This window comes from Pectobacterium aroidearum, from assembly GCF_041228105.1.
In the GTDB taxonomy this organism is placed as follows: Bacteria; Pseudomonadota; Gammaproteobacteria; order Enterobacterales; family Enterobacteriaceae; genus Pectobacterium; species Pectobacterium aroidearum.
Window position 1 is genome coordinate 252,497 of sequence record NZ_CP166097.1, and the last position, 12,959, is coordinate 265,455.

Here is a 12,959-nt window from a genome sequence, read left to right on the forward strand (position 1 = left end):
GGCCGGAACGAGGTCTGAAGGTGATAAGGGGTTGCAACCGCTCCATTTGTTAACAAGGTTGCACAAAGTTGCAACATGGTCGATATTGACGTTTTCCCGATGTGCATCTTCTAATGACAGGAGTGGACGCTATGGGCTTTACCACGATGGGTGTAAAACTCGATGAGGAAACGCGCGAACGCATCAAGGCTGCAGCACAGCGAATTGATCGTACACCGCACTGGCTGATCAAACAGGCTATTTTCCATTACCTCGAACGCCTCGAAAGTGGCCTCGACACTCCTGAAACACCGCAATGGGCGAACGTCAGCCACATTGAAGCGGAAGAGATTATGCCGCAATCTCGGGAAGAAGAAACCCACCAACCCTTCCTTGATTTCGCTGAGCAGGTTCTTCCCCAGTCAGTTATCCGCGCAGCCATTACTTCTGCTTATCGCCGACCCGAAAATGAATTAGTACCTATCTTGCTTGAACAGGCAAGACTTACCGATGAAATGTCGGCATTAACGCAGCAACTGGCTTATCGACTGGCTGAGAAATTACGTAGCCAGAAAGCCGGGAGCGGGCGTGCAGGCATCGTGCAAGGACTGCTACAGGAATTCTCACTTTCTTCTCAGGAAGGGGTGGCGCTGATGTGTTTAGCTGAAGCGTTGCTGCGTATTCCTGATAAATCTACGCGCGATGCGCTGATCCGCGACAAAATCAGCCGAGGAAACTGGCAGGCGCATCTTGGTCACAGCCCGTCGCTCTTTGTGAATGCCGCAACCTGGGGGCTATTGTTTACCGGAAAGTTAGTGGCGACACACAACGAGGCGCACCTGTCGAATTCTCTGAACCGCATGATCGGGAAAAGCGGTGAGCCGCTCATCCGCAAAGGCGTTGATATGGCCATGCGGCTGATGGGGGAGCAGTTTGTTACTGGAGAAACCATCGGTGAGGCGCTGGCGAATGCCCGTGAGCGAGAGGAGAAAGGCTTCCGTTACTCTTACGATATGTTAGGTGAAGCGGCGCTGACGGAACACGACGCTACCGCGTATCTGGCGGCCTATCAGCAGGCGATTCATGCTATCGGCAAAGCCTCGAACGGGCGCGGGATTTACGAAGGGCCGGGCATCTCCATCAAGCTATCGGCGCTGCATCCTCGCTATAGCCGGACACAGTACGACCGCGTGATGGAAGAACTCTACCCGCGTTTGTTGACGCTAACGCTGCTGGCGCGCCAGTACGATATCGGCATCAATATTGATGCGGAGGAAGCCGATCGACTGGAGATCTCACTCGATCTGCTGGAAAAACTCTGCATGGAACCGCAGCTGGCGGGATGGAATGGCATCGGGTTTGTCATTCAGGCGTATCAGAAACGCTGCCCGTATGTGATCGATGCGCTGATTGAATTGGCACAGCGCAGCCGTCGGCGGCTGATGATTCGTCTGGTGAAAGGTGCGTACTGGGATAGCGAAATTAAACGGGCACAGGTTGACGGGCTGGAGGGCTACCCGGTCTACACGCGTAAGGTCTATACCGATGTGTCTTATCTGGCGTGCGCCCGTAAGCTGCTGGCCGTACCGAATCTGATTTATCCGCAGTTCGCCACGCACAATGCCCAGACGCTAAGCGCGATCTACCACATGGCGGGCAACAATTACTATCCCGGTCAGTATGAGTTTCAGTGCCTGCACGGCATGGGGGAACCGCTCTATGATCAGGTGGTTGGCACGGTTGCGGACGGTAAATTGAACCGACCGTGCCGTATTTATGCCCCGGTTGGCACCCATGAAACGCTGCTGGCTTATCTGGTGCGACGCTTGTTGGAAAACGGCGCGAATACTTCATTTGTTAACCGCATCGCAGATACCTCAATGCCGCTGGAAACGCTGATCGCCGATCCGATTCGCGGTGTAGAAGCGCTGGCAAAAGTGGAATGGAGTATGGGCGCACCGCATCCCCGCATTCCCCTGCCGCGTCAACTATATGGTCGAGAGCGGCAGAATTCGAGTGGGTTGGATCTCTCGAACGAGCACCGGCTGGCTTCGCTCTCCAGTACGTTGCTGAGTCACGCACTTCAGCCGTGGTATGCCGCACCGATGCTTGAGGGCGAAAGCGTGGCGAGTGAAGAAAAGCCCGTGGTGAATCCTGCCGATGTGCACGATGTGGTGGGCTATGTTCGCGATGCCTCCGTGGCGGATGTTGAACTGGCGATAGAAACGGCGGTACATGCTGGCACCATCTGGTTTGCGACGCCACCTGCGGAGCGTGCTGCGATACTGAATCAGGCCGCCTCGCTGATGGAAAATCAGTTACAGAGCCTGCTGGGCTTGCTGGTGCGGGAAGCGGGGAAATCCTTCAGTAACGCGATTGCGGAAGTGCGCGAAGCGGTGGACTTCTTGCGCTATTACGCGGGGCAGGTGCGGGATACGTTCACTAATGATACCCATCGTCCGCTGGGGCCGGTGGTTTGCATTAGCCCGTGGAATTTCCCGCTGGCGATCTTCACCGGACAAATCTCTGCTGCACTGGCGGCGGGAAATAGCGTATTAGCGAAGCCAGCTGAACAGACGCCGCTGATTGCGGCACAGGCAGTACGTATTTTACGTGAGGCGGGTGTCCCTCAGGGCGTGCTGCAACTATTGCCTGGTCAGGGAGAAACGATTGGCGCAGCGTTGGTCGGCGATGAACGGGTACGCGGCGTGGTATTTACCGGATCGACGGCCGTTGCCAAAACGCTGCAACGCAGCATCGCTGGCAGGCTCGATCCACAGGGGCGTTTGACACCGCTGATTGCCGAAACCGGTGGCCTGAATGCGATGATTGTCGATTCCTCTGCACTGACGGAACAGGTGGTGAATGACGTTATCGCTTCTGCGTTCGATAGCGCCGGACAGCGTTGCTCAGCGCTGCGTCTTTTGTGTCTGCAAGACGATATTGCGGATCGCACTCTGACTATGCTGCGGGGCGCGATGGCGGAGTGTCGAATGGGGAACCCTGAACGCTTATCGACCGATATCGGCCCGCTGATTGATGCGGAGGCGAAAGAGAATGTGGAACTGCATATTCAGACGATGCGGGCGCAAGGCCATACCGTGTTTCAGGCCGCGTATCCACAGGATGAAGAGACATGGCGGCACGGGACGTTTGTGAAGCCGACGCTGATCGAACTGGGCAATATAGGCGAGCTGAAAAAAGAAGTTTTTGGTCCAGTTTTACACGTTGTTCGCTATCAAAGCCAGCAGTTGGATACCGTGATTGAGCAAATCAACGCGGCAGGATTCGGCCTGACGCTGGGCGTGCATACCCGCATTGATGAAACCATCCAGCGTGTGACAGGCAAGGCAAGGGTGGGCAACCAATATGTGAACCGTAATATGGTTGGTGCCGTTGTCGGGGTTCAGCCGTTTGGCGGTGAAGGCTTATCGGGAACCGGGCCAAAGGCGGGCGGGCCGCTTTATCTGTACCGCTTGTTGGCTCATCGGCCGGACGACGCGCTCGCGGCAGGATTTGCGCAGCAGGATCGTGAGCCGTCTCCCGATATTTCTACCCGAACGTCGCCGCTGGCGGGGCTTCAGGTGCTGGAAACATGGGCGATTGCCGGGGAATGTCACGGTCTGGCGACGCTGTGCCAGCGTTACAGGGAAGATAGCGTCAGCGGGATAACGCGACAGCTGCCGGGCCCCACAGGAGAAAGCAATAGCTATACGTTGTTGCCGCGTGAACGGATTTTGTGTCTGGCGGATAACGAGGAAGATCGCTTGATTCAGACGGCGGCGGTGCTGGCAATCGGTGGGCAACTGCTGTGGCCGGAAGGTGAACAGGAGAAAACGCTCTATGACCGATTACCCGCAGAAGTGCAGTCGCATATTCAGTTCACGCCTGACTGGCAGCGGGACGATGTGTCTTTTCATGGCGTCATTTATCACGGAGACGCCGATCGGTTACGGCTGTTGAGTAAAACGCTTGCCGAACGAGACGGTCCGATTATCCTGCCGTTGGGCTACGCGCAGGGGGATACCCACGTTCAGCTTGAACGTCTGCTGAATGAACGTTCTTTGAGTATTAATACCGCGGCAGCGGGGGGAAATGCGAGTCTGATGACAATAGGCTAAGGTGTCCAAGAGAAAAAAGCGCGCCAAACCAGAAGGTCGGCGCGCTTTTTATGTTCGGGGCATCAGCGTAACGGCTTAGTTGCGGTATAGCACCTTGATCACATGGTATCCAAACTGGGTTTTCACCGGACCAAACGGCTTCAGCAATTCGCAGGAAAACACGGCCTTATCGAACGCTGGCACCATGTCACCTTTACGAAATTCACCTAAATCGCCGCCGTTGCGTTTTGACGGGCAGGTCGAGTGTTTTTGCGCCAGTTTCTGGAAGTCAGCGCCTTTTTCCAGTTGAGCAAGGATATCGTTAGCCTGCTGTTCAGTGTCTACCAGAATGTGCAAAGCTGCTGCGGTATTTGCCATGTTGTTACCTTTTTTGCAAAAGAGATTCCGGTGCGCAATGTAACATTTGCAACGCAAGATGTGGACTGCGACGTGCTTTCCTTAATAACAAATCCTCGGTCAAGATCGATACGGCTTTCTGCTACAATCGCCTTCCGTTTTATGAGTGAGCAAGATCGTTATGCGCTTAAACCCCAGCCAACAGCACGCCGTCGAATTCGTCACCGGACCTTGTCTGGTACTGGCGGGTGCAGGTTCAGGCAAGACCCGCGTGATCACCAATAAAATTGCGCACCTTATCCGCCAGTGTGGCTATCAGGCGCGGCATATTGCTGCCGTGACGTTTACCAACAAAGCGGCGCGTGAGATGAAGGAGCGCGTGGCGCAAACGCTGGGGCGCAAAGAAACACGCGGGCTGATGATTGCGACTTTCCATACGCTGGGGTTGGAGATCATCAAGCGTGAATACGCCGCATTGGGGATGAAATCCAATTTCTCCCTGTTCGACGATCAGGATCAGATGGCGCTGCTGAAAGAGCTGACGGAGCAGTGGCTGGAAAATGATAAGGTTCTGCTGCAACAGCTGATCTCGACGATCTCAAACTGGAAAAACGATCTGATCGATCCTGCCGGTGCGGCAGCGACGGCGCGTTCTGAACGCGACAAGCTGTTTGTGCATTGCTATTCGCTCTATCACGAACATCTGCGTGCCTGTAACGTACTGGACTTCGACGATCTGATTTTGCTGCCTACGCTATTGCTGAAGCAGAATGCTGAGGTACGCGAACGTTGGCAGAACCGCTTACGCTACCTGCTGGTGGATGAATATCAGGACACCAACACCAGCCAGTATGAGCTGGTTAAGCTGCTGGTCGGCACCCGTGCGCGTTTCACTGTCGTTGGCGATGACGATCAGTCTATTTACTCCTGGCGCGGGGCGCGTCCACAGAATCTGGTGCTGCTGCAGCAGGATTTCCCCACGCTTGATGTGATCAAACTGGAACAAAACTACCGCTCATCCGGGCGTATTTTGAAAGCGGCCAATATTCTCATCGCCAATAACCCGCACGTCTTTGAAAAACGGTTGTTCTCGGAGCTGGGTTACGGTGATGAGCTTAAAGTGATTACCGCCAACAACGAAGATCATGAGGCGGAACGGGTCGTTGGTGAGCTAATCGCCCATCACTTTATTAAAAAGACCCAGTATGGCGACTATGCAATTCTGTATCGTGGTAACCACCAGTCGCGCCTGTTTGAAAAGATGCTGATGCAGAACCGTATTCCGTATCGCATTTCCGGCGGCACGTCCTTTTTCTCCCGTCCTGAAATTAAAGACTTGCTGGCTTATCTGCGCGTTCTGACCAATCCGGATGATGACAGCGCATTCTTACGCATCGTGAATACGCCCAAACGTGAAATTGGCCCGGCGACGATGAAGAAGTTGGGTGAGTGGGCGGGGCAACGCAATAAAGGCCTGTTTAGCGCGAGTTTTGATCTGGGGCTGAGCCAGTCGCTGACCGGCCGTGGGCTGGAATCCCTGCAACGGTTTACGCAGTGGATGGCGGAAATCGCCCGTTTGGCAGAGCATGAACCGGTAGCCGCCGTGCGCGACCTGATTCATGGATTGGACTACGAAAGCTGGCTGTATGAAACTTCACCTAGCCCAAAAGCGGCGGAAATGCGGATGAAGAACGTCAATCAGCTATTCAGCTGGATGACGGAAATGCTGGAAGGGTCTGAACTGGATGAACCGATGACGCTGACGCAGGTGGTGACGCGCTTCACGCTGCGGGACATGATGGAGCGTGGAGAGAGTGAAGAGGAGCTGGATCAGGTACAGCTGATGACACTGCATGCGTCCAAAGGTCTGGAGTTTCCGTACGTCTTTTTGGTCGGAATGGAAGAGGGACTACTGCCGCACCAAAGCAGTATTGATGAGGACAACGTTGATGAAGAGCGTCGTCTGGCGTATGTGGGGATTACGCGTGCACAGCGTGAACTCATCTTTACGCTTTGCAAAGAGCGCCGCCAGTATGGTGAATTAGTTCGCCCTGAGCCGAGCCGTTTCCTGCTTGAATTGCCGCAGGATGATGTGGTGTGGGAAACGGAACGGAAAGTGGTTAGTGCACAAGAGCGGATGCAGAAAGGTCAGGCGAACGTTGCCAACATCCGGGCGATGTTGGCAAAGGCGAAAGGGGAAGGGGAGTAAACTTTCCCCCCGTTAAGCTGGGGTTTCTTCCAGCATCAGCGGCCAGTGTACGTAGCTCTGCCAGCGGCTTTCCTGTTCCAGCATTTCTGCTCGTAATGGATGCTGCGCCAGCCAGCCAGCAGGCAGAATCAAACGCAGCGTTTCGCCTTCTACGCGCAATCGTACGGCTGGCAGCGTGTCATCGCGGCGGCGGCTGGCAAAAATAATCGCCAGACGCAACAGGCGACACAGGCGCTGTGCCTGGTTGACCGGCAGCGCATTCTGCTGACTCAGCGGCATTAAATCGACAGGGTTAATCTGGTTTTGCAGGAGTGTGGCTAACAGCTTCTTCTGGGCTGGCGTAAAGCCGGGGAGATCGCTATGGCGAATCAAATAGGCTGCATGCTGGGGAGACTGGCGAAAATCGATGCTCAAACCGATTTCGTGCACCAGACAGGCACTGCGCAGTAACTCGCGACATCGGTTATCTAACTGCCAGTCGCGGGCAACCTGTTGCAGAAAATTGTCTGCCAGCGTACTGACGCGTTTCGCCTGTTCGACATCCAGCAGATAGCGACGTTGCAGCGTTTCCAGCGTGCGATGGCGGATGTCCTGATCGACAGGCAGATGCAACATGCCATAGACCAGCCCTTCACGCAGCGCTCCGCCTGCCAGCGTCATCGTTTTGATGTCGAGTTCCTGGAAGATCGCCAACAGGATGGCTAATCCGCTGGGAAAAACCAGCGCACGTTCCAGCGTCAGGCCTTCAATTTCCAACTCTTCCAGCTTATCGCACTGAATCGCATGTTCTTTAAGCTGCCTGAGCTTCGGCAGGGTAATGTACTCATCCATTCCCTGCGCGACCATGATTTCCTGTAGCGCTTGTACTGTACCGGAGGCACCGACGCAGATTTGCCAACCCTGCTCGCGCAGAGAAGCGGCAACGGGACGCAACATTTCACGTGCCGCCTGTTCAGCACGTTCAAAATTACCGGCTTCCAGATTGCGGTCGCTGAAATAGCGATCCAGCCACGTTACGCATCCCATCGGGAGGCTGATCAACTGGGTCGTTTTTGCGCCAACCCCTGTTGCCAGCTCGGTGCTGCCACCGCCAATATCCACGACCAGACGCGCATCCGGGCCGCCCGTCGTATGTGCTACGCCTTGATAAATCAGGCGTGCTTCTTCTTCACCGCTGATAACCTGAATCGGTAAACCCAGAATTTCCTGGGCCCGTTGCAGAAACTCGTCAGCATTCGTTGCCAGCCGCAGGGTGGCGGTCGCGACAACGCGCACCTGATCCTGCGGGATGTCTTGCAACCGTTCGGAGAACAGTTGTAGACACTGCCAGCCGCGCTGCATTGCGTCCTGCGAGAGCCGATTCTGTTTATCCAGCCCTGCCGCAAGGCGGACTTTACGCTTTATTTTCGCCAGCGTCTGAATGCTGCCTGCGGTTTCCCGGGCGACCAGCATATGGAAGCTGTTCGAGCCGAGATCGATGGCAGCGTAAAGTGAAGAAGAGCTCAGCATCGACGGTTAATCCGCTCGTTTACGGTTATTACGGGGCGCTCCACTGCGGCGCGGCGCATTGTTGTGTCGGCGCGGGCCATTATTGGAGCGCGGTGGGCGCGTTAAACGCTTCGGCGCGGGTAAATCATTCATCAGCGCATCGCTGTTGTATTTGCTGACCGGGATGCTGTGACCAATATAGGTCTCGATAGCCGGGAGGTTCAGCGCGTACTCTTCGCAGGCCAGGCTGATAGAAAATCCGCTTTGTCCCGCACGGCCAGTACGGCCAATACGGTGAACGTAGTCTTCGCAATCATCCGGCAGGTCGTAGTTGAAAACGTGGGTCACAGAAGGAATATGTAAACCGCGTGCTGCAACGTCCGTTGCGACCAGAATATCCAGATTACCTTGGGTAAATTCTTCCAGAATACGCAGACGTTTTTTCTGTGCGACGTCGCCCGTCAGTAGCCCAACGCGATGACCGTCGGCAGCCAGGTGACCCCAGATGTCTTCGCAGCGATGCTTGGTATTCGCGAAAATGATGCAACGATCCGGCCACTCTTCTTCCAGCAGTGTCTGGAGCAGACGCATTTTTTCTTCGTTGGATGGATAAAACAGTTCTTCTTTAATGCGATGGCCGGTTTTCTGTTCCGGTTCAACTTCCACGTACTCTGCGTTATTCATCTGTTCAAACGCGAGCTCACGCACCCGGTAGGAGAGCGTTGCGGAAAAGAGCATGTTCAGACGTTGTGCTGCTGGTGGCATACGGCGGAACAGCCAGCGAATATCTTTGATGAAGCCGAGATCGTACATACGATCCGCTTCGTCCAGCACGACGACCTGAATCGCGCCCAGATTGATATGGTTTTGTTTGGCGTAATCAATTAGGCGACCGGTGGTGCCGATCAGAATATCAACGCCGTTTTCCAGCACCTTAAGCTGCTTGTCGTAGCCGTCTCCACCGTAGGCTAAACCCAGTTTTAACCCGGTAAGGTGAGACAGCGCTTCTGCGTCAGAGTGAATCTGGACGGCCAGTTCACGCGTTGGTGCCATAATTAAGGCACGGGGTTGATTGGTTTGACGCTCTGCGTTTGCAGGGTGTGAAAGCAAATAATGGAAAGTAGACGCGAGAAAAGCCAGCGTCTTGCCGGTACCGGTTTGCGCCTGACCTGCAACATCACGCCCTGACAGAGCCAATGGCAGAGCTAACGCCTGAATAGGCGTACAGTTATGAAACCCTTTGCTTTCAAGAGCTTCAATAACCTGCGGGTGCAGGGCGAAGTCGGAAAACTTCTGTTCAGTTAAGTGTGTTTTGCTCATAGTGTGGTAGAATATCAGCTAACTATTGCTTTACGAAAGCGTATCCGGTGAAATAAAGTCAAGCCGTTGTTGGTCAATGCTACACCAACAAGGTAGAAATAATCCTGCGGAGTAAAATATGAGCGATAAAATAATTCACCTGACTGATGACAGTTTCGGCACGAAAGTACTGCAAGCTGAGGGCGCTATCCTGGTTGATTTCTGGGCTGAGTGGTGCGGTCCTTGCAAAATGATCGCTCCTATTCTGGATGAAATCGCCGAAGAGTTTGAAGGCAAACTGACGGTTACCAAACTGAACATTGATGAAAACCCGGCGACTGCGCCGAAATATGGTATCCGTGGCATTCCTACTCTGTTGCTGTTTAAAAACGGCGAAGTCGCTGCGACAAAAGTCGGCGCACTGTCCAAAGGGCAACTGAAAGAGTTCCTGACGGCGAATCTGTAATTAGCTTGATACCCTTCAAAAGGGTATTGTCGGCGGGCGCAATCGGGCAATATGCAATTCTCATATTGACTGCTTGCCGCTCGTCGGGAAGCGTGTTAGATTCTTCATCACTGCATATCGTACTTGCCTATGTTTAAGCCCTTAGGCTTAAGCCTGAAAGTTAGAGTCTAAAGCATTATTCTGTGTCGAAATCGAAAAACTCGTTGTTTTATAAAGTAATTTTTACAACGCGATCGTGGTTCGATTTGGGCAGTCTACTACTAGTTTTATAATACTTGGTTTTATGTGTCTTCGATCTCCTGCCGTTGATTTATGCGGATATCGTTTATGCGGATGTTGTTTTGCGCGGATGTAATGCGCTTCAGGTGTGAAACCAGACAGGAATCCGGTGGTTGAAGGCTGTTATAGAGGCACGGATGATCCTGCCATACCATTCACGTTAATAGTTCGAGATTTACCCCGAGTTAAAGAACCCACCACTATGAATCTTACCGAATTAAAGAATACGCCAGTTTCTGAGTTAATTGCTCTTGGCGAAAATATGGGTCTGGAAAACCAGGCTCGCATGCGTAAACAGGATATTATCTTCGCTATTCTGAAACAGCATGCCAAAAGCGGCGAGGATATTTTCGGCGATGGTGTGCTGGAGATATTGCAGGATGGCTTCGGCTTCCTCCGCTCAGCAGACAGCTCCTACCTCGCAGGCCCCGATGATATCTACGTTTCTCCCAGCCAAATCCGCCGTTTTAACCTCCGCACTGGTGACACCATTTCTGGCAAGATTCGTCCGCCGAAAGAAGGTGAACGCTACTTTGCGCTGCTGAAAGTTAACGAAGTCAACTATGACAAACCTGAAAACTCCCGCAACAAGATCCTGTTCGAAAACCTCACGCCACTGCATGCAAACTCTCGTCTGCGTATGGAACGCGGTAACGGGTCGACAGAAGATCTGACGGCGCGTGTGTTGGATCTGGCTTCGCCGATTGGCCGTGGTCAACGTGGTCTGATCGTTGCGCCGCCTAAAGCCGGTAAAACCATGCTGCTGCAGAACATTGCGCAGAGCATTGCTTACAACCATCCTGACTGCGTACTGATGGTTCTGCTGATTGACGAACGTCCGGAAGAAGTTACCGAGATGCAGCGTCTGGTGAAAGGTGAAGTTGTTGCGTCAACGTTCGACGAACCGGCTTCTCGTCACGTTCAGGTTGCCGAAATGGTGATCGAAAAAGCGAAGCGTCTGGTTGAGCATAAGAAAGACGTTATCATCCTGCTGGACTCCATTACCCGTCTGGCGCGTGCCTACAACACCGTTGTTCCTGCCTCGGGCAAAGTGTTGACTGGTGGTGTGGATGCCAACGCCCTGCATCGTCCGAAGCGTTTCTTCGGTGCGGCACGTAACGTTGAGGAAGGCGGTAGCCTGACTATCATCGCCACCGCGCTGGTTGATACCGGCTCCAAGATGGACGAAGTGATTTACGAAGAGTTTAAAGGTACAGGTAACATGGAACTGCACCTGGCACGTAAAATCGCAGAAAAACGCGTCTTCCCAGCGATTGACTACAACCGCTCTGGTACGCGTAAAGAAGAATTGCTTACCACCTCTGAAGAATTGCAGAAGATGTGGATTCTACGCAAGATCATCCACCCAATGGGTGAGATCGACGCGATGGAATTCCTGATCAACAAGTTGGCGATGACAAAAACCAACGATGAATTCTTCGATATGATGAAACGTTCATAAATCCGGGCGTTCATCCATTACGGATAACTCGGGGAACGCCACGCTGGGTCGTGGCGTTTTTTTTATCCCCTAATTGATCGGATGTGAAGGGGCTTTCTACTCGGAAGTCGCGGTTATCACTCAATTTGTACTGGCGATCAATGTGGGCGATAGGATATAAGGCGTAAACCGAGTCTATACTGAACAGCTACAGCGCAGCTGTTAACGGTGAACTTACTCACTATGAGTACCGAATTACTATTTATTTTCTTATTTTCTCTGGGCTTTCTTTTTTTTGCTCGCAGCATCGCGGGTAAAATAGGGCTTGTCGATCGTCCCAACTACCGTAAACGTCATCGGGGTCTTGTGCCTTTGGTTGGCGGTATTTCTGTGTATGCGGGTATCTGCTTTACCTACTTTATTACCGACCAATATATCCCTAACTTCCGTCTTTACCTGCTGTGCGCGGGCGTGCTGGTGTTCGTCGGCATTCTGGACGATCGTTTTGATATCAGTGTGAAAATTCGTGCCGTTGTGCAGGCGTTTGTCGCGGTAGTGATGATGGCCTTTGCCGGCTTGACGCTACACAATCTGGGACACATTTTCGGACCATGGCAGATGGCGCTGGGGCCGTTTGGTTATCTGGTCACGCTGTTTGCCGTTTGGGCTGCGATTAATGCGTTCAATATGGTGGACGGCATCGATGGGTTACTCGGCGGCTTGTCCAGTGTCTCGTTTGGGGCGATGGGGATTTTGCTGTATCTGAGTGGCCATACGAACCTGGCATTGTGGTGTTTTGCCATGATCGCGGCGACGCTGCCTTATATTCTGCTTAATCTCGGTATCTTTGGGCGACGCTACAAGGTCTTCATGGGGGATGCGGGTAGCACGATGATTGGCTTCACGGCGATCTGGATCCTGATTCAAACGACACAAGGCCCACAGCATCCGATTAATCCGGTAACGGCATTGTGGATCATCGCTATCCCGCTGATTGATATGATCGCCATTATGTATCGGCGCTTACGCAAAGGGATGAGCCCGTTCTCACCTGATCGACAGCACATTCATCATTTAATGATGCGTGCGGGGTTTTCTTCCCGCCAGGCATTTGTGCTGATTACGCTTGCTGCGGCTTTGTTGGCTGCGGTCGGCGTGTTGGGAGAATATTTCTTTTTTATACCCGAATGGTTGATGTTGGCATTATTCTTGCTTGCATTTCTACTGTATGGCTACTGCCTGAAACGAGCATGGCGGGTCGCCCGTTTTATCAAGCGAATCAAACGCCGTATGCGGCATTCCGATGAGCAAAAGCAGTCATCCTGACCAAATAATTTTGGG

The 12,959-nt window shown here is 53.2% G+C and carries 8 protein-coding genes; 5 read left to right on the forward strand and 3 right to left on the reverse strand.

Features of this window, described 5'->3' with window-relative positions:
- Nucleotides 1-131: 131 nt before the first annotated feature.
- Nucleotides 132-4,100, forward strand: a complete 3,969-nt coding sequence (putA, locus tag AB8809_RS01095; protein ID WP_349856670.1) for a trifunctional transcriptional regulator/proline dehydrogenase/L-glutamate gamma-semialdehyde dehydrogenase — start codon at nucleotides 132-134, stop codon at nucleotides 4,098-4,100.
- A gap of 75 nt (nucleotides 4,101-4,175) precedes the next feature.
- Here putA and ppiC read toward each other — a convergent pair whose 3' ends face one another.
- Nucleotides 4,176-4,457, reverse strand: a complete 282-nt coding sequence (ppiC, locus tag AB8809_RS01100) for a peptidylprolyl isomerase PpiC (protein WP_015842110.1) — start codon at nucleotides 4,455-4,457, stop codon at nucleotides 4,176-4,178.
- A gap of 160 nt (nucleotides 4,458-4,617) precedes the next feature.
- Between ppiC and rep the strand changes: the two genes are divergently transcribed.
- The gene (gene rep / locus AB8809_RS01105; RefSeq protein WP_015842109.1) at nucleotides 4,618-6,645 is read left to right on the forward strand and encodes a DNA helicase Rep; all 2,028 of its coding nucleotides are present in this window, start codon (nucleotides 4,618-4,620) and stop codon (nucleotides 6,643-6,645) included.
- A 12-nt stretch (nucleotides 6,646-6,657) separates the two neighbouring features.
- Here rep and ppx read toward each other — a convergent pair whose 3' ends face one another.
- Together ppx and rhlB are read right to left on the reverse strand one after the other, a co-directional pair.
- Nucleotides 6,658-8,154: an exopolyphosphatase gene (gene ppx, locus AB8809_RS01110; protein ID WP_180779381.1), complete on the reverse strand. Its 1,497-nt coding sequence runs from the start codon at nucleotides 8,152-8,154 to the stop codon at nucleotides 6,658-6,660.
- Nucleotides 8,155-8,160: 6 nt separating this feature from the next.
- Nucleotides 8,161-9,453 carry an ATP-dependent RNA helicase RhlB gene (rhlB, locus tag AB8809_RS01115; protein ID WP_015842107.1) on the reverse strand — a complete coding sequence of 431 codons (1,293 nt, stop codon included), beginning with the start codon at nucleotides 9,451-9,453 and terminating at the stop codon, nucleotides 8,161-8,163.
- Nucleotides 9,454-9,571: 118 nt separating this feature from the next.
- Between rhlB and trxA the strand changes: the two genes are divergently transcribed.
- From trxA to wecA, 3 genes are all read left to right on the forward strand, one after another.
- On the forward strand, nucleotides 9,572-9,898 hold the full coding sequence (gene trxA / locus AB8809_RS01120; RefSeq protein ID WP_010283883.1) for a thioredoxin TrxA: 327 nt from the start codon (nucleotides 9,572-9,574) through the stop codon (nucleotides 9,896-9,898).
- A 481-nt stretch (nucleotides 9,899-10,379) separates the two neighbouring features.
- Nucleotides 10,380-11,639, forward strand: coding sequence for a transcription termination factor Rho (gene rho / locus AB8809_RS01125; RefSeq protein WP_180743812.1), 1,260 nt, complete (start codon nucleotides 10,380-10,382; stop codon nucleotides 11,637-11,639).
- Nucleotides 11,640-11,846: 207 nt separating this feature from the next.
- Nucleotides 11,847-12,944: a UDP-N-acetylglucosamine--undecaprenyl-phosphate N-acetylglucosaminephosphotransferase gene (wecA, locus tag AB8809_RS01130; RefSeq protein WP_182100867.1), complete on the forward strand. Its 1,098-nt coding sequence runs from the start codon at nucleotides 11,847-11,849 to the stop codon at nucleotides 12,942-12,944.
- Nucleotides 12,945-12,959: the final 15 nt, after the last annotated feature.